The sequence below is a fragment of the Sinobaca qinghaiensis genome (assembly GCF_003610495.1).
Classification (GTDB): domain Bacteria; phylum Bacillota; class Bacilli; order Bacillales; family Marinococcaceae; genus Sinobaca; species Sinobaca qinghaiensis.
Genome location: NZ_RAPK01000010.1, coordinates 26068 through 42026 on the forward strand (window position 1 = coordinate 26068; position 15959 = coordinate 42026).

21 protein-coding genes are annotated in these 15959 nt (G+C 42.5%); 2 read left to right on the forward strand and 19 right to left on the reverse strand.

The window, feature by feature from the left end; all coding sequences use genetic code 11:
- Window positions 1-3 precede the first annotated feature (3 nt).
- A complete protein-coding gene (locus ATL39_RS12140) occupies window positions 4-882 on the reverse strand; it encodes a DNA-3-methyladenine glycosylase family protein (RefSeq protein WP_170146917.1) in 879 nt (292 codons plus the stop codon).
- A 359-nt stretch (window positions 883-1241) separates the two neighbouring features.
- On the opposite strand from ATL39_RS12140, the gene ATL39_RS12145 reads away from it, so the two are divergent.
- Window positions 1242-2777, forward strand: a complete 1536-nt coding sequence (locus ATL39_RS12145; protein WP_120193626.1) for an AbgT family transporter — start codon at window positions 1242-1244, stop codon at window positions 2775-2777.
- Window positions 2778-2841: 64 nt separating this feature from the next.
- Here ATL39_RS12145 and ATL39_RS12150 read toward each other — a convergent pair whose 3' ends face one another.
- The 6 genes from ATL39_RS12150 to ATL39_RS12175 form a co-directional block, all read right to left on the reverse strand.
- Window positions 2842-3441 (reverse strand): histidine phosphatase family protein, encoded by a 600-nt coding sequence (locus ATL39_RS12150; RefSeq protein ID WP_120193627.1) that lies wholly within the window; start codon window positions 3439-3441, stop codon window positions 2842-2844.
- Window positions 3441-3641 (reverse strand): SE1561 family protein, encoded by a 201-nt coding sequence (locus ATL39_RS12155; protein WP_120193628.1) that lies wholly within the window; start codon window positions 3639-3641, stop codon window positions 3441-3443. Before ATL39_RS12155 ends, ATL39_RS12150 begins: the two co-directional genes overlap by 1 nt.
- A gap of 25 nt (window positions 3642-3666) precedes the next feature.
- Window positions 3667-5031, reverse strand: a complete 1365-nt coding sequence (locus tag ATL39_RS12160) for an MATE family efflux transporter (RefSeq protein WP_120193629.1) — start codon at window positions 5029-5031, stop codon at window positions 3667-3669.
- A 32-nt stretch (window positions 5032-5063) separates the two neighbouring features.
- Complete coding sequence (locus ATL39_RS12165) at window positions 5064-5450, reverse strand: OsmC family protein (RefSeq protein WP_211326989.1); 387 nt, start codon at window positions 5448-5450, stop codon at window positions 5064-5066.
- A gap of 138 nt (window positions 5451-5588) precedes the next feature.
- Window positions 5589-6389, reverse strand: coding sequence for a VLRF1 family aeRF1-type release factor (locus tag ATL39_RS12170; protein ID WP_120193630.1), 801 nt, complete (start codon window positions 6387-6389; stop codon window positions 5589-5591).
- 83 nt (window positions 6390-6472) lie between these two features.
- Window positions 6473-6943 carry a hypothetical protein gene (locus ATL39_RS12175; RefSeq protein WP_120193631.1) on the reverse strand — a complete coding sequence of 157 codons (471 nt, stop codon included), beginning with the start codon at window positions 6941-6943 and terminating at the stop codon, window positions 6473-6475.
- Between the two features lie 489 nt (window positions 6944-7432).
- Between ATL39_RS12175 and ATL39_RS12180 the strand changes: the two genes are divergently transcribed.
- The gene (locus ATL39_RS12180) at window positions 7433-7582 is read left to right on the forward strand and encodes an FbpB family small basic protein (RefSeq protein WP_120193632.1); all 150 of its coding nucleotides are present in this window, start codon (window positions 7433-7435) and stop codon (window positions 7580-7582) included.
- A gap of 52 nt (window positions 7583-7634) precedes the next feature.
- On the opposite strand, the gene ATL39_RS12185 is transcribed toward ATL39_RS12180, so the two are convergent.
- The 12 genes from ATL39_RS12185 to ATL39_RS12235 all read right to left on the reverse strand — a co-directional run bounded on the left by ATL39_RS12185 (window position 7635) and on the right by ATL39_RS12235 (window position 15948).
- Window positions 7635-8069 carry a ferritin-like domain-containing protein gene (locus ATL39_RS12185; protein WP_120193633.1) on the reverse strand — a complete coding sequence of 145 codons (435 nt, stop codon included), beginning with the start codon at window positions 8067-8069 and terminating at the stop codon, window positions 7635-7637.
- 121 nt (window positions 8070-8190) lie between these two features.
- The gene (msrB, locus tag ATL39_RS12190) at window positions 8191-8622 is read right to left on the reverse strand and encodes a peptide-methionine (R)-S-oxide reductase MsrB (RefSeq protein WP_120193634.1); all 432 of its coding nucleotides are present in this window, start codon (window positions 8620-8622) and stop codon (window positions 8191-8193) included.
- Window positions 8619-9152: a peptide-methionine (S)-S-oxide reductase MsrA gene (gene msrA / locus ATL39_RS12195; protein ID WP_120193635.1), complete on the reverse strand. Its 534-nt coding sequence runs from the start codon at window positions 9150-9152 to the stop codon at window positions 8619-8621. Before msrA ends, msrB begins: the two co-directional genes overlap by 4 nt.
- 125 nt (window positions 9153-9277) lie before the next feature.
- Window positions 9278-9790, reverse strand: a complete 513-nt coding sequence (locus ATL39_RS12200; protein ID WP_120193636.1) for a type 1 glutamine amidotransferase domain-containing protein — start codon at window positions 9788-9790, stop codon at window positions 9278-9280.
- An 84-nt stretch (window positions 9791-9874) separates the two neighbouring features.
- The gene (locus ATL39_RS12205; protein ID WP_120193637.1) at window positions 9875-10873 is read right to left on the reverse strand and encodes an LLM class flavin-dependent oxidoreductase; all 999 of its coding nucleotides are present in this window, start codon (window positions 10871-10873) and stop codon (window positions 9875-9877) included.
- Between the two features lie 24 nt (window positions 10874-10897).
- Complete coding sequence (gene rnhA, locus ATL39_RS12210) at window positions 10898-11491, reverse strand: ribonuclease H (RefSeq protein WP_120193638.1); 594 nt, start codon at window positions 11489-11491, stop codon at window positions 10898-10900.
- A 15-nt stretch (window positions 11492-11506) separates the two neighbouring features.
- A complete protein-coding gene (locus tag ATL39_RS12215; RefSeq protein ID WP_120193639.1) occupies window positions 11507-11890 on the reverse strand; it encodes a hypothetical protein in 384 nt (127 codons plus the stop codon).
- Window positions 11891-12029: 139 nt separating this feature from the next.
- On the reverse strand, window positions 12030-12173 hold the full coding sequence (locus ATL39_RS17440) for a hypothetical protein (RefSeq protein WP_170146918.1): 144 nt from the start codon (window positions 12171-12173) through the stop codon (window positions 12030-12032).
- A 77-nt stretch (window positions 12174-12250) separates the two neighbouring features.
- The gene (locus tag ATL39_RS12220) at window positions 12251-13555 is read right to left on the reverse strand and encodes a lysine N(6)-hydroxylase/L-ornithine N(5)-oxygenase family protein (RefSeq protein ID WP_120193640.1); all 1305 of its coding nucleotides are present in this window, start codon (window positions 13553-13555) and stop codon (window positions 12251-12253) included.
- A gap of 33 nt (window positions 13556-13588) precedes the next feature.
- Window positions 13589-14884: a Na+/H+ antiporter family protein gene (locus tag ATL39_RS12225; protein WP_120193641.1), complete on the reverse strand. Its 1296-nt coding sequence runs from the start codon at window positions 14882-14884 to the stop codon at window positions 13589-13591.
- A 76-nt stretch (window positions 14885-14960) separates the two neighbouring features.
- Entirely contained in the window at window positions 14961-15191 is a 231-nt protein-coding gene (locus ATL39_RS12230; protein ID WP_120193642.1) for a hypothetical protein, read from the reverse strand.
- A 1-nt stretch (window position 15192) separates the two neighbouring features.
- A complete protein-coding gene (locus tag ATL39_RS12235) occupies window positions 15193-15948 on the reverse strand; it encodes a tryptophan-rich sensory protein (protein ID WP_120193643.1) in 756 nt (251 codons plus the stop codon).
- Between the last annotated feature and the right edge of the window lie 11 nt (window positions 15949-15959).

The window sequence follows — 15959 nt, forward strand, 5'->3', positions numbered from 1 at the left end:
CCATTAAGTCACTGATTCGGTACTCAGCCATAAATATAAAGCTGCATAGCTTTCATAGGGGGCCCATCTCAATGCTTTTTTTCTAATCTCTTCTTCTGAAGGCTTGCTTTCCAATTCCAGCAGTTTTTTAAGCCCGTTTTGTATCCCAACGTCTTTAGCAGGCATTAAGTTAAGCCGGCCCAATCCAAATAAAAGAAAACATTCCGCAGTCCAGGGACCAATCCCCCGTAATGCGGTCAGGGTTTTAAACACTTCTTCAGACGTTTCTGTTTCCATACGCTCCAGATTTAACGATCCTTCAGCAATCTGTCTCGAGGTATCTATTACATATTCTGCTTTACGTCTGCTGAACTGCAGCTTCATCAGATCTGCTGTAGAGAGAGAAGCTGTTTTTTCAGGAGAGGGGTAAAACCATGCCCCGTCTGATCTTTCTCCATAACGCTCAACAAACCTTGTCGACAACGTATAAGCAAATGCCATATTAAGCTGCTGATGAATGATTGTTTTCATTAAACAGCCGTAAAGCTCAGGCTCTCTTACGAGCGGAACCCCTTTATAGGTTTCAAATAAAGAAGCAAGTTCTGTCCCTTCAAAATGGCGGGCCACATGTTCTAATGCTGTGTTAAGCGCAAAAGCCTTATATACAGCTTCCACTGCATTATCCTTTTTTTTCGCTGCTCCACTGATCATTATCCAATTTTCATTCTTCACTGTTTGAAAAGATATATCGAGTACTTCCTGCCTTCCTTCTTCTTTATAAGGGAAAAGAATCCTATTATTATGCTGATCCACAAAATGAACAGGATCAGCTCCTGTTCTCTGCAGCATTCTTTTGTAATTGTATACAGGTTCAATTGCTGCTTCATATACCCATTGGTTCATTATAAATCCTCCAAAAATCCATCGTTCTATATTATAACATTTATACTGGTCTGCTAAGTTATTTGAACAAAGCATTTTAACTTAATATCTTTAATACTTTATACTAATAAAGTAATTTGACAATTCATTTTTTTCTAATTTTTTAACCTTTTTTTCAATAAAACGCTTACTATGCTGGTATTAAACGATATTTTTTTTTGTAATTATTATCTTTGTAAGAAAATTAGTCATAATTTTTAAGATTAAATGTTTCAATTATAATAAATAGCCGCTATAATGTACGTTGTGTGTTATGAAACATGCACTAATTCTGAATATTTCTATATATTCAATAATTACTTATTAGGAGGATACTACATATGGCAGACTCTGCTAAAAAACGCGGGCTGCTGCAGCGCTTTCTCGATATTGTTGAAAAATCAGGAAACAGGCTGCCGCACCCTATTACTCTTTTCGCCATTCTGGCTGTAATTGTCGTTTTTCTTTCAGCTATTCTATCAGCTACTGGAATTTCTGTTGAAGATCCGGCCGCTCCGGGAGAAACGATTGGTATTACAAGTCTTTTATCCAGTTCGGGAATTGTTTATTTATTTGAAAGCATGGTTGATAACTTTATTAACTTTGCTCCCTTAGGCGTCGTGCTTGCTACCATGATTGGTATAGGTATTGCCGAGAGAACCGGGTTAATCAGCGTGCTCCTTCGTTCCTTTGTTTTCTCTGTCCCAACAAGACTGCTGACGGCAGCTTTAGTATTCGCCGGGATCATGTCGAGTGTAGCATCTGACGCAGGCTATGTGGTGCTTCCGCCACTGGGAGCTATGCTGTTTGCTGCATTGGGACGTCATCCATTAGCCGGCCTCGCAGCAGCCTTTGCCGGGGTATCGGCAGGCTTCAGTGCCAACCTGCTTTTATCCGCTACAGATCCAATGCTTGGAGAGTTAACTATGCAGGCAGCGGCAACAATTGATCCTGCTTATGCAGATACGATGAACAATGCAATGAATTATTACTTCATCATCGTTTCTACTTTTTTCCTGACTATCGTTGGTACGATTGTCAGTGAGAAGATTGTTGAACCCCGCCTTGGAGAATACAAGGGAGACTACCGCGAAACGATTGGCAAAGCAACATCTGAAGAGAAAAAAGGCATGATCTGGGCCGGTGTTTCTTTTCTTATAACAGCTGTTCTGCTCGCTTTTCTCGTGGTACCGCAGAACTCGCCGCTTCACGGTGAACCCGGCGATTTCGTTGCCACTTCTCCATTCATGAGTTCCCTTGTTGTAGCGATTTTAATTCTTTTCTTTATTCCCGGAGTGGTTTATGGAATTGTTACTAAATCCATCCGCAACGATAAAGACGTAGCCAACCAACTCTCTGAGACGATGGCTTCCATGGGGATGTTTATTGTTCTCGCGTTTACTGCCGGACAATTTGTCGCCTATTTTAATGAAACCAACATGGGACTGGTCTTAAGTGTATATGGCGCCGAGTTTCTGCAAAGCATTAACCTGCAGGGAATTCCGCTTTTAATTATGTTTATATTAATTACCGGGTTTATTAACTTATTTATTGGAAGCGCGTCTGCGAAGTGGGCTATTATGGCTCCCGTATTTGTTCCGATCATGATGCAGCTCGGCTATTCTCCCGAATTAACCCAGATGGCCTATCGTGTTGCTGATTCATCAACAAATATTATTACTCCGCTTATGACGTATTTTGCCATTATTATCGCATTTGCTCAAAAGTATGATAAGAAAATGGGAATCGGTTCGCTTATCTCTGTTATGCTGCCGTACTCGCTCGTTTTCCTTGTCACCTGGTCCATCCTTCTCATCGTATGGATGCTGCTCGGTCTTGACTTAGGACCCGGCTCGCCTATAAATTACGACGGTTAATTATTTATCTATCAGACATATTCATATTAAAAAGGAGCAGTCCATCGCGGACTGCTCCTTTTTTTTATAGTAAATGAGGACGGTTATTTAAATAAACAACATGCAGCTTATTTTCCCGGCGCACAAGCTTTGTAATACCGGTATTATCCATATGAAACGGTCTTTCCACCCGGTGCCAGTCTTCTCCAAGAATAAGGTACATAAGGAAAATTGTTAGAAATCCCCCGTGCGATACAATGGCCGCTTTTTCAAACTCTGCTGCCAGGAGCATTGCTCTTAGCTTCTCACACCGTTTCGTAATATCCTCCACCGTTTCCGCACCATCAAGCCCGCTGCAAAGCAGGTCTTTTTCTTTCACTTCCGGAAATTCTTCATATATTTTTTCTTTTGTTTTGCCTTCCATAGGTCCCAGGTTGATTTCCCTGAACAGCTCTTTCGTCTGCACGGAAAGGCGTTGTTCTGTCCCGATTGCTTTCGCTGTTTCATGCGCCCTCGTCAGGTCACTGCTGAAAATTTCATCCAGCGTATGGCGTCCGGACCAGAAGCCCCCAAGTTTTGCTGCCTGGTTTCTGCCTTTATCCGTCAGGTCAAAATTCATACAACCCTGCAGCGTTTTTAGCCGGTTGCCCTCTGATTCCCCATGGCGGACGAGAAAAACTTCCATTACGATTCCCCCTGCTCTTTCCAATCCGGCTTGAACTGCTGAATTTTAATCATAAGATTATCGAGCATTTTTTCAAGGCGCTCTAAATCTTCTATGTCCGCCTGATCCGAAGGCAGACCGGAAACCATCTGCTGTATTAAACCAAACTGCTTTTGTAAATAATCAAGATGCTGTTCTTTCGTGTGAATGGGAGTGCTCATATTTTAGTGGTTCCTTTCTGTTTTATCATTTAGCGGATGCTTCTTTTTCTTCTTTAAAAATATCAATTTTATTCCATTTTCCGAATTTGTAGTAGCCCGCAGCGAACAAGCTGCTTATTAAAAAGCTCAATCCAATTCCCATGCCAATGCCGATTTCTCCATACATGGAAGAAAAAAGCCAGGCCAGCGGAAAGCGGAGAAGCCAAAACGAGATAATATTAAGCGCCAGCACCTGCATAACGGCACCGGATGCACGGACAATTCCATTCAGTACAAAATTTATGCCCAGGAAGGGATAACAAAACGCAACGATCCGCAGGTATTGTGCCCCGAATTCAATCGTTCCCGGATCACTTACAAACAGCCCCATCAAAAATTCAGCCATAATAAACACAATGGTGCTGATGACAAGAGATACAGAAAAAATGAGAATAAGTCCGCTTTTAGCGATTTCTTTTATTCTGTCCCATCTATCTGCTCCAATGTTCTGGCCGGCAATGCTTGTAATAGCGGAGCCCAGCGTAAGCGAAGGAAGCATAATAACGCTGTCCAGCCGCTGAGCAGCCCCAAATCCGGAAACAGCTGTTTCACCGAAGGAATTGACTACGGTCATTACGGCAAGCACACCGCCTGAAATAGCAACCATAGAAAAACCGGAAGGCAGCCCTATTGTCACAATGCGTCTGCATTCCTCTATCGCAGGAATGTAGGGAATGGAGAACGGTACTCCTTTTTTTACAATGGAGTAAATGATTCCAAATAAAAACGCAATTCCCTGCGAAATCACTGTCGCATAAGCAGCACCGCTGATGCCCAGGTCAAACACATGAATAAATAATGGATCAAGGACAATGTTCAATGCTACCGCCAGCATAATAAAACGAAGAGGCGTTTTGCTGTCCCCTAAGGATCGAAGCACGGTGCCAATGAAGTTGTAACCAAACAAAAATAAAATACCAATAAAGTTGATTCGCAGGTACGTCGAAGCCATCGGCATAATCGACTCCGGCGTTCCCATCAGCTGAAGAATATAAGGAGACATAAAAAAGCCTACAACGCCCAGCCCTACGGCCAATATACCAAGAACCGTAACGAATGCGTTTAAGGACCTTTTCAGCCCTTCATTATCGCCTGCTCCTATACGCTGCGACAAAATAGTCAGCGTAGCGCTGTTTATACCTATAATAAAAGATAAAATTGTAAAAATGACGGTACTCGAAAGCGTTACTGCTCCCAGAGCCTGTGCTCCAAGAAGGTTACCAACCCAAAGACTGTCTACAATTTGGTAAGAGCTTTGCAGCACGTTGCCCAAAAAAATAGGCCAGGAAAAGAGAATCATCTTTCTCATTATGCTGCCTTCTGTAAAATCCATACGGGTACTTGCTGCCATTTGTTTCTCCTCTTCTTGCTGTCCAGCCTATTTTATTTCCATTCATACGTTTCTTCTACTTGTATGCTGTCTTTGACAGACTGCACCATTGAGCAGTATTTCCTTGTTAACTCCATGTTTTTCAGCATTTTTTTATCGTTTTTATCATGAGAGTCAATAACAAAATGAATGGATACTTTTGTAATTTCATCCGCTTCTGTTCCGCTTCGTTCTACGTTTGTCCGTATTTCTATATCCTGTACATCCATTCGCTGTTTTTTCATGATTTTTTTCAGAACCCCGCCGCTGCATACAGCAAGCGATGCGGTCATAAGCTGATACGGACGAAATCCATGCTCTTCATCACTTGAAATATGAAGTGTCCCATAGTTTGTCTCGGTTATAAATCCGTGTTCTGTCATTGAAAAATTCACATACATGCACCCTTTCCATCAAACGTCTCTTCTGCATTTTAATCTAGTGTCGACGCTTCGTCCACTCTCCAAGCTTTCACTTTACAAAGATAGTACTCGAGAACAGCAAAAAAAATCTGCTGATAAGTTATCAGCAGATTTTTCTTAGCGGACAATTTCGCCGTATACTTCATTTACAATTTCATGAGCAGGTTTGGATATTAAGTTTTTCGGAATCGTATCAATAATCTTTGCACCTAAATGCTGTTCCAAATCTCTCACATACTCTTTGCTTCCGACAAGGTATACACCTTCGAGACCGCGTTTCTTAACTTCTTTGTCCAGCGTTGGCGCCAGCTTTTTGTACCATCTCTGCTGGTTCTCTTCAAAACGCTGCTGCAGCTCGTCCACATGCGTTGATCCTGAAGCTGTTTTAGCACGTGCTGCCGTTCCCTGATACTGCTTCCAGTCTTCAGATTCAAGCTCCCAGCTGAATTTCCGCTGATCCCGGATTTCTCCTAATGCGGTGTCTAAAAGAATAACATCTCTTTGCTGCACCAGCAGAATGCCGGCAGCTGGATAATCTTTCTGCAGAAAATCAAGCTGGTCTACAACCGGGTGCTTTTCCCATTGAAAATCCGTTTCGATAGGCACCTGCAGGATTTTTTCCAGCAGGATACTGCCTTTTGAATCTACAATGAGTACGAGACCCTTCTGCATGTCAGCCTGCAGATCATGTATACGCTGATCGGCTTTTTCAGCTGTTTTTTTATATGTTTTAAGCTGTTCTTTTGATTCACTTGCCTCAGCATATTCCTTCAGCTTTTTTAATCCGTTTTTCAGCCGGATTTTCCATTCGCCGCCCTGCTGGCTTCCTTCTGTAAAATCGGTGTTCAAGTAAATGGAAAGTATCCCGTTTTCGTCCTGTACATTGGATAGCTTTTTTATATTTTCTACTTCACTCATGATGAATCCCCCTTGGAAAAGTCTTCTTAAAAATTGTTTTTCCTAAATCGGGTCGTAGTAAACATAAAATTTTATCATTTAACCTAGATAGATTCTTTACCTCTTGGAAGCGGGTGTACATTATCTGCATCAGCTGAAGTTTCACCGTTTGAATCAGAGGCCTCTGGCATGGAAGGAACTTCTTCAGACAGCTTGGAAACTGTTTCTTCTTTAATTTCCTTCATTTCCTGGGCTGTTTTCTTCGTAGTATCTTTAATATTCATTGTTGTCTCTTTTAGATTACCTGCGGTTTCAGAGATTTTCTGTACGTCTTTGTTTGCTGCTTCCAGGAGCTCTGAAATCTGGTTTGATGCTTTCTTCAAAGTATCGATGATTTCTTCTCTGTTTTGTGAAATATATTGAGTTGCCCCATTCACTTTTGATGCAGTTGTTTTAGTGCCGCTTGTCACTTTTTCTCTTGATGTCTTATTGCCAAGCACTACTGCTAAAAGAGCTGCAATCCCGATCCCTAAACCTATTCCTAATCCTTTTTTGCTTTTATTCTGTTCTGTCATTGATACATCCACCTTTCAGGCATTTTATTTGATATAACATTAACATACCACTTTTTCCTGCTGTTTACTCCTCTTTGTAAAGAAAAAATCTACCGCAGCGGTTTTTACTGTATTAAAAAAGAGAGCTGAACGTATCAGCCCTCTTTTTACTATTAATCAGCCATTGTAGACTTCTGTCATAAATACATCTGTTTCCAGCATTTCAAATCCTTCTTCTTCTAAAGAAAACTGAAATTCTGCTTCTTCTCTCTCTCCCGTCATCTCCCGCACTCCTTTAATAAAATATTCTGAAAATACTTAGTGAGCGTTTGCTCACTCTCTCTGTAAAATGAATTGATACAAAGTCTAGCAGGAAAAAATGAGTTTGTAAAGCAAATAGTCTATTTTTTTAGATAATACAAAGTTTTCAAAAAATAGTAACAATTTAAGCATCTTTTTCAACTAAAACGCTATTATAATGAATATAGAGAAGAGAAAAGGAGAGAATAAATGAGAAAACCAAACAGATCAACTTTAGAAGAGCTGATAAATAAAAATCGTGAAGCCCTGCTGAACGATCCTGAAGCTATGAAAGCAATAGAAGACCGAATAGATGATAAGACATCACAGAGTGCCCAGTCTTCTGCTTCCGCTTTATAAGTAAAAAGACAAAAAAGACCAAAGCCAGGCGGCTTTGGTCTTTTTATTTTATTTAATGCATGCGTGGATCAGCTAGTAGTCTTTCGATTTCTTCCATATGACCCGTTTCGTCGGAAATTAAGTCTTCAAGTTTAAGCTGCAGTTCAATCAAACCAAGCTCTTCTGCCTGCTTTGCCCGCACTTTATAACGGTCAATGGTGTCTTTTTCAGACTGCTTTGCGTTCTCAAGCATTTCTTTTACATTACTTGTCTGCTGTACTTTGGCAGGAACCGTAGTAGGTGTGCCGCCAAGTATGCTGATTTTTTCTGCAAGATAGATCGCATGACCCTGCTCGTCGGCTACTTCGCCTTCAAAAAACGGCTTTAGTACCTGACGGTATAATCCGGATACAACAGCTGCGTTATTGCTGTACATAATCATAGCTGCGTATTCATTTGCGAGATCTGTGTTTAGTCCTTCTACTAGTTCTTGTGTTTTTGAATCCATAGAAACGTCCTCCTTGATAGCATTTAGTGTTATAACATGTGCCCGCAGACCTACTGCCTGCTCCATAGGCATTTAATTCGTACACTATATATTATTCCCTGTTCTGCTCTGCTTAAACCTCTTATTTAAACAGATCTGCGTATTCGCTGTACCCTTCGTCTTCGAGCTTGTCTTTCGGAATAAAGCGAAGGGAAGCTGAATTAATGCAATACCGGAGACCCGTCGGTTTAGGACCGTCGTTAAATACATGCCCCAGATGGGAATCTGAATTTTTTGCTCTTACTTCTGTACGTCTCATTCCGAAAGTAGTATCAAAATGCTCTGCTACTTCCTCTTCTTTTAAAGGCGCCGTGAAGCTCGGCCAGCCGCAGCTTGATTCAAATTTTTCTTTTGATGAAAATAACGGCCGGCCCGAAATAACATCAACGTACAGCCCGTCTTCCATTAGATTCCAGTATTCATTTTCAAATGGACGCTCCGTTCCGTTATTCTGAGTTACTTCAAATTGGATCGGCGTCAGCTTCTTTTTTAATTCTTCTTTGTTTGCCATTATGCATTCCCCCAGTGAGTTTCTATAAATCCGGCTCTGCCGGATCCTCTTTTATACATATTATAATGATAACTGTTTTTTTTGTGATATTCCTGATGCCCTTCTTCAGCTCTGTAAAACGTTTTTGCAGGACGAACAGGTGTAACAATTCTTCCTTTAAAAGGCCCTTCATTCTGCATTTTCTCTTTCGATGCTTCGGCCTGCTCCTGCTGGCTCTCATTGTGGTAAAAAATAGCTGTTCCGTAAGATTCACCGCGGTCATTAAACTGTCCGCCTGCATCTGTTGGATCGATTTGGCGCCAGAAAATCTCCAGCAGTTTGTCATACGTTACTTTGTCCGGATCAAACTCTATCTGCACTGCTTCCACATGCCCGGTAGTATCCGAGCATACTTCCTGATAGGTTGGGTTTTCCGTGTGTCCCCCGGTATAGCCTGAGATGATCGTATGCACTCCCTCTTCCTGTTCAAAGGGACCTACCATACACCAAAAGCAGCCGCCGGCAAACGTAGCTAATTCTGTTTTTTCACTCATCCAAATCAACTCCTCGCTTTTTATTATATCACTGTAATTTGCGGCCTTCTTCTTATCTGCTCAGACAAATTATCTTTTGCATTAATTAAAAAAAGGCAGATCCGGCTGGATCTGCCTTTTGCTTATTATTGAAGCTGCTTTAACGATTCTCTGTTAAATGCAGGAAGGTCATCTGGTGTTCTGCTCGTTACCAGATTGCCGCAGACAACAACTTCTTTATCATGCACTTTAGCTTTGGCATATTCCATATCCACCTGAATGGATGTAAATCCGGTTGCATTTCTTCCTTCCAGTGCTTTTGCGGTAATCAAAAGCTGCGGACCGTGGCAGATAGCAAATACCGGTTTGTCTTCATCCATAAAGGATTTTGCGAAGGAAACAAATTTCTCGTCTCCGCGGAGAAGATCCGGGGAAAATCCACCAGGAATAAACAGTGCGTCAAAGTCAGAAGGTTTCACATCATCGATAGATGCATCTACCGTTACTTTTGCTTCTCCCTGCTTTCCTTCGATCGTTTTTCCTTTTTCCGATTCAATTACGGTTAGTTCATGGCCTTCTTTTTCGAAAGCCTGTTTCGGATCTGTATATTCAACATCTTCAAACATGTCTGTCATTACTACGGCAATTTTTTTAGCCAATTCGATTCACTCCTTCAATCTAATTTCATCTACAATGATAAGTTTACCCGCTGTGCGGATACATCTAAACATAATATGAAAAATTTATGAAAAAGCGTCCGCAATCAGGCGCAGGGAATTAATCTTCTGGGAAGAGGCTGGAGCAAGGGACACAACCATTACTTCTTCTGCAAGGTATCTGTTTCCTATATTCATCAGCGCAGAAACAGTTTCTTCAGGAGTCCCTACTGCCATTCTCGCGCGGTTGTAATCTATACGCTTTTGTTCATACGATTCGTATGTAACCGAGGCAATAGATTCAAAAGAAGGAATTCCGCTTAATGGTTTTCCCTGTTCTCCGGATAAAAGCACGTGATCCATGACGCGTCCCATTTCTTCGGCCTCTTCGACGGTTGGGGCCGAAGCGGCAAAAACAGCCGTAATCACTTTCGGTTTTTTCAAAAAAGCAGATGGCTTGAAATGCTCCCGGTACAGCCTGGTGGCTTCTTCTCCGTCTTCTGCATTAATAAAATGCGCATAGCAGTAAGGCATGCCGTACTCTGCTGCAAGAGAGGCACTGGACGCGCTGGAGCCCAGCATCCAGATCTCCGGCGGCGACTCTGTCTGAGGCGTGACGCAGAGGTCTTTAAAGAAATGATCTTCCGGCAGCGAATGATGAAGGTAGCCTATTAAATCTTTTACCTGTTCCGGATACCGGTGCGTATCCCGTTTTCTTCTATCATGAAGCGCCATAGTTGCAAGCGGCATCCCGCCCGGCGCCCGGCCGATGCCCAGGTCTATACGTCCTGGATAGAGATTTTCCAAAACGCTGAAATTCTCTGCTGTTTTGAAAGCACTGTAATGGGACAGCATAATCCCGCCGGAACCCACTTTTATATTTTTGGTACGTGAAGCAATGTGCGGAATGAGGACTTCCGGGCTTGCTCCTGCTAAATTGGGGGCTGCGTGGTGCTCGGACACCCAAAATCTGGAGAGACCCAGCCGATCTGCTTCTTCTGCCAGCGCGACTGTGTCCTGAAGTGCTTCTGCATGTGTTTTTCCTTCTATCACCGGGGACTGATCAAGTACGCCTAGTTTCATTATTTTAGACCGGCCTTTCTTGTATATTTATTTTCTTCCATAATCGGCTTTGATTTCGCCCCATTGTTTCGTTTCCCATTTCATCAGCGGGTTGTTCCAGCTGTTTTCCTGCAGCCATGTTTCTGCACGATCCACCGCATTCCATATTGGTTCTGTATTTTTGTCACATGTTAGAGTAGACTTTATTTTTTTATCTTTCACCCATTTTAAGGCCGTCATCGAATCGGAGTATATGGGTATCGAACTGTTTTTTTCTTTTAAATACTGAAGGGCGTGAACAATCGCCAGAAACTCCCCCATGTTGTTCGTCCCCTTAGGAAACCCGGCATGCTCAAATACTATTTCGCCTGTTTTTGTATACACGCCTTTATATTCGACTGGACCCGGGTTCCCCCTTGAGCCGACATCAACAGACAGGCTCTCTTCTATATAGCTTTCGGTCTTTGTATTTGATATTGCTTCGGATTCCCCGTGAAAAGCCTGTTCTGCTTCCGCTTTTGCAGGAAAAGATTTAAAACGGGCGCCGGGATAGCCCTTTACCTGCTTCTGGCACTCCGGCCAGGTGTTATAAATACCCGGTTTTCTGCCTTTCCATACCACGTAGAATTTCGTTTTCGCCACTGTACTCCCTCTTTCTTATCGAAACAAACCGCTTCTTCTTTTTAAATAAATAATATTGTCCGTCTGGCTGCTGACCGGATATATCCAGGATCGAAACAGCCGGGAAGCTGCTGTATACAGCAGCAGAATCACAGGAAGCGGATACACATAAGCATACATCGTCATTGTCATCCAGCCGGTTTCCGTAATTTTTTCCAGAACAAGCCCGTAGAAAACAATGCTGGTCGTCCCCCACATCATAATAGTAAACGCGATGTTTACAAAATGAAAAACCGAATACTCTTTTCGGTTATTTACCTCTTTTTCCAGCAGCCACTTCATAATGAGGCTGACTACTATTGTTATTGAAGCAATCGTGACAGGCAGCAGTATTAAAAAAGCAAGAGTCAGCAAAAGCATAATCTCTCCTCTTTTCTTTTAAGCTGAGGCTTCCCGGACGGTTATTATAGTAGTGATATTTTATCATGGCAGCTCTCTGCTTCAAAGATAACCGCATTACATAACAAAAGAACTCTCCGTATCAGGAGAGTTCTTCGTATTACATGTCGCCTTCTTCCATATCTTCTCCCATCGGATCTTCCTCCGGCGGAGGCTCTTCTTCCGAGTCCGTCTCCCCGCAGGATGCCAGCACGCCTACAGTCAATATTCCGGAAAGAGCTGCGTAAAGCATTTTTCTGCTCATTTACGTACCTCCTTTAAGAAATAGTTTAATTAACTATTTCCTGAAAAGGCTTACTTAAAACAGATTTTTTCTTTTTTTCACTCCGGGAAAAACTGCTGGAATACTGTGTCTTTCTGTATGGGAAAGCGTTCATAGCTGCAGACTGCATTAATAATAGCTTGGTTTCGGAGAACAGACAGCGTCAGATTGGTCGCTGCCGTTCCGTGAGAATGGTCAATATTAACGAGCGTAAATAAAGAATGCTCCCTATTGTCCTTGAACTTAATCCGGTAATGATCATCCACTTCAAAGTGCGTGTCATCTTCCCAGGAAAGCTCCTCTTTCATGTCTTCCAGCCAATCCGGAAGACTTGGCTTGTATCCTGTTCCAAGCACTAATTTATCTGTGGGATGATAAAAGGTTTTTTCTTTCTGCCACTGGAAGCATTCCACTATATACGAATATTCCTCGGCTTCGGTGATACCTTTCATTTCCGTCATCGCCTGAAGCGTAACTTTTGGATCCTCCCGTTCTATCGACCGGTGATAAAGCAGGTCATAGATTTTGTAGAGAATGTCCTGCTCTATTCCTTTTCTTGCCTGGTCAAGGTTGGGAAGTCCTTTCATTCTTGTATCAAAATCAAGCGAACGGAAATAGTCGACATAATCAGGCGAGAAGATTTCACGAGCTACTTTGGCATTCTCTGCCTGGAAAAACTGTGGAGACCTTGTAAACCAGGAGAGACGGTAGTCGAAATATTTCTGATCCTGAAGCAGATCATAAAATACCTCTGCTGCACTCTGTCCGGATCCGATAATAGTAACGGCTTTGGCATCACGGAGCGTTTCTTTATTAAAGCTGTAGTTTTCTGTGTGATAAATGTCCTCCTGATTGGTGCCTTCCAATCCAGGTGGAACGATCGGAGTATTTCCAACACCGAGGACTACATGTTTTGCATAGTAAATTTCTGTTCTATCTTCATCGACCTGCTTCACTTTTACTTTGTAGCAGCCTTTTTCTTTTACTTCTTCTACATTGCTAACCTCATACCCGAACCGGCAGGAAGCAAGCTGTCCTGACACCCATTTGCCGTAGGAATCATACTCCCGGCGGGGCACCTGCATTTTCTCATTAAAGTAAAATTGAAACATCCGGTTATGCTTGTGAAAATAATTAAGCATGCTGTAGGGACTTGTAGGATCAGCAAACGTAACAAGGTCAGCCAGGAAGGAGGAATTAAGCACTGTGCCTTCAATCAGCATACCGGGATGCCACTCAAATTGGCTTTTCTGCTCAAAAAATATTTCCTCTACTTCCTCCACCTGATCGAGCAGCGCGGCTAACCCTAAGTTAAAAGGACCGATACCTATGCCGATAACATCATAAATCTTTTCAGTATTCATCTGCACACTCTTTTCTTTCCGAAAGTTGCCTTTTTAAAGAACCATAGCTGCGATCAGCCCGAAGATAAACAAAGGAATGTTGTAATGAAGGAACGTCGGCACGCATGTATCCCAAATATGATTATGACGGCCGTCCGCATTCAAACCGGAAGTTGGTCCAAGCGTCGAATCGGAAGCGGGTGAACCGGCATCTCCCATAGCTCCAGCCGTACCGACAATAGCAGCTGTAGCAAGAGGAGAAAATCCTACACTTAAACAAAAAGGCACAAACAGCGCCGCTAAAATAGGGATCGTACCAAAAGAAGTACCAATGCCCATAGTAATAATCAAGCCGGTTAAAAGCATGACTGCTGCTGTCAGTAAAGTAGCACCGGCAGAGTATTGAATAGTCTGGTCCACCATCTGCTCCACAGCACCTGTTTCCTGAAGCACGTTGGCAAAACCAGACGCGATCAGCATAACAAAAGCAATCATTCCCATTAATTTAATTCCTTCGTTTACAACACTGTCACCATTTTTAAAAGGCACGACAACAAACAAGAACATTAATACAATCCCGGTAAGTGCTCCGAGAATCAGCGAGTCAAAATAAATCTGCGAACCGAGCGCTGCTGCAATGGCAATAATAGTAAGCAGATGCTGTTTTGTAAATGAAACAGTGCCTGCAGCAGGTTCTTCTTCCGGAACACTCTCCGGATTAGTGTTTCTTGGCTTTCTGTAAGTAATAAATAAAGCTATGAATAATCCAATAATCATGCCGATACCCGGAAGCAGCATCGCTTTCCAAATTTCAGTATGTGTCATATCCATGCCGCCTGAAGTCATTTCGACCGCTATCGTATTATGAAAAATATATCCATAACCAACAGGAAGCATAACGTAAGGTGCTTTCAGCCCAAAAGTCAAAGCTGCCGCAACCGCACGGCGGTCTACTCTCATTCGGTCAAATAAAGATAAGAGCGGCGGAATAAGAATAGGAATAAATGCAATATGCACCGGCACCACATTCTGCGAAAGACAGGCCACACCTGCAATTGTAAGCAGAAGCACGCCCCGCTTACCTTTTAGTGTTTTAATTAAGTACTGCACCAATACATTTGTTATGCCGGAATAACCGATCATAATCGCAAATACTCCCAGCATGATATAGCTCAGAGCTGTATTAGCCTGGCCGCCCATTCCTTCCACGAGCAGTTCAAGTGAAGCGGTAATATCAAGTCCTGCGAGCATTCCGCCTGCAATACCGGCGATAAGTATAGCCAGCACCACGTTTACCCGGAGCAGGCTTAAAATAATCATAATGAGTACAGAAGAAATAACAATTAACATATAGAATCCCCTTTATTATATTAGCACTCTGCCAAAGTAAAGTATAAAGGGGATCAATTGTTTATTCAACGCCGAATTAAAGGTTTCTTCCTTTCGGCGGTTTTTCGAGTCCGGCCGGATCATCATCCGGATTGATTTCTCCTTCTTCCAGGTAGGCTTCCTGATCGTAAAGACCGTTTACCTGCCCTTCTGAAAGCTCCTCTTCTTCAAGCTCCTGCAGTTCTTTAATGTACGTGTACACGGCGTCCGCTTCTTCGTCTGTTAAGTGATCAACCATTTGATGAAGCTCATCTCTTGTTACTGCCATCCTATCTCACTGCCTTTCCTTTACTTTTCCAAATTTCCCACACACCAAATGCCAGAATACCAAGCGCTGCAATAAACGCAACGGCAGCTAGAAATGGATATGCTTCGTTTCTCTCTGCAAAAATCCCAAAATATGCCCATACAAAAACAAGCAGATAAATAATATCTTTTTGTTTTCTCATCACATAGGCAGGTATAGCGGTTCCTATGATTACAACCAGTCCTGTCCAAAAGGAACCTGGAAAGATCAGGCCATCAATACCCAGCGTCACAAACACAATACCGACGTTGACGATAAAAGCAACCGTTACCCAGCCTGTATAGAGGGAAAAGGGCAATTTCTGCAGAAAAGATGCTCCCTGCATGCTAAGACGTCTGTAAATTACCAGCAGGCTTGCCAAAAGCCCTGTCATTGCGACAAACGTGAGCAGGAATTGTTCGTAATGAAACATAAAAAGCCAGAAAATATTAAAGAAACTGCTGATTAGAAACCATGGGCCTATAGCCGTAAAAATATACTGCTGTTTTCTTTTTACAAGAAAGGATGCAACAATCCATCCTAAAAGTGCGAGGTAGATAACCCCCCAAATGGAAAACACATAACCCGCAGGTGTAAACAGTACATTCAGCCTGTCGGACAGAGCCCCTGTGCTGTTATTGTTCAAAGGAAGAGCATTAGCAAGTCCATTCATAATAATAACGAGCACAAAAGCTGCCGCATTGGCTATTCTAAGTGTGTTTGGTTCCAGCTTATTCAAGTAATCCCCCC

What these genes read in the sequence shown, in the direction of transcription:
- ATL39_RS12140 (WP_170146917.1), bottom strand. Translation starts at nt 882, where the DNA reads ATGAACCAATGGGTATATGAAGCAGCAATTGAACCTGTATACAATTAC.
- ATL39_RS12145 (WP_120193626.1), top strand. Translation starts at nt 1,242, where the DNA reads ATGGCAGACTCTGCTAAAAAACGCGGGCTGCTGCAGCGCTTTCTCGAT.
- ATL39_RS12150 (WP_120193627.1), bottom strand. Translation starts at nt 3,441, where the DNA reads ATGGAAGTTTTTCTCGTCCGCCATGGGGAATCAGAGGGCAACCGGCTA.
- ATL39_RS12155 (WP_120193628.1), bottom strand. Translation starts at nt 3,641, where the DNA reads ATGAGCACTCCCATTCACACGAAAGAACAGCATCTTGATTATTTACAA.
- ATL39_RS12160 (WP_120193629.1), bottom strand. Translation starts at nt 5,031, where the DNA reads ATGGCAGCAAGTACCCGTATGGATTTTACAGAAGGCAGCATAATGAGA.
- ATL39_RS12165 (WP_211326989.1), bottom strand. Translation starts at nt 5,450, where the DNA reads ATGTATGTGAATTTTTCAATGACAGAACACGGATTTATAACCGAGACA.
- ATL39_RS12170 (WP_120193630.1), bottom strand. Translation starts at nt 6,389, where the DNA reads ATGAGTGAAGTAGAAAATATAAAAAAGCTATCCAATGTACAGGACGAA.
- ATL39_RS12175 (WP_120193631.1), bottom strand. Translation starts at nt 6,943, where the DNA reads ATGACAGAACAGAATAAAAGCAAAAAAGGATTAGGAATAGGTTTAGGG.
- ATL39_RS12180 (WP_120193632.1), top strand. Translation starts at nt 7,433, where the DNA reads ATGAGAAAACCAAACAGATCAACTTTAGAAGAGCTGATAAATAAAAAT.
- ATL39_RS12185 (WP_120193633.1), bottom strand. Translation starts at nt 8,069, where the DNA reads ATGGATTCAAAAACACAAGAACTAGTAGAAGGACTAAACACAGATCTC.
- msrA (WP_120193635.1), bottom strand. Translation starts at nt 9,152, where the DNA reads ATGAGTGAAAAAACAGAATTAGCTACGTTTGCCGGCGGCTGCTTTTGG.
- ATL39_RS12215 (WP_120193639.1), bottom strand. Translation starts at nt 11,890, where the DNA reads ATGCTTTTGCTGACTCTTGCTTTTTTAATACTGCTGCCTGTCACGATT.
- ATL39_RS17440 (WP_170146918.1), bottom strand. Translation starts at nt 12,173, where the DNA reads ATGAGCAGAAAAATGCTTTACGCAGCTCTTTCCGGAATATTGACTGTA.
- ATL39_RS12220 (WP_120193640.1), bottom strand. Translation starts at nt 13,555, where the DNA reads ATGAATACTGAAAAGATTTATGATGTTATCGGCATAGGTATCGGTCCT.
- ATL39_RS12225 (WP_120193641.1), bottom strand. Translation starts at nt 14,884, where the DNA reads ATGTTAATTGTTATTTCTTCTGTACTCATTATGATTATTTTAAGCCTG.
- ATL39_RS12230 (WP_120193642.1), bottom strand. Translation starts at nt 15,191, where the DNA reads ATGGCAGTAACAAGAGATGAGCTTCATCAAATGGTTGATCACTTAACA.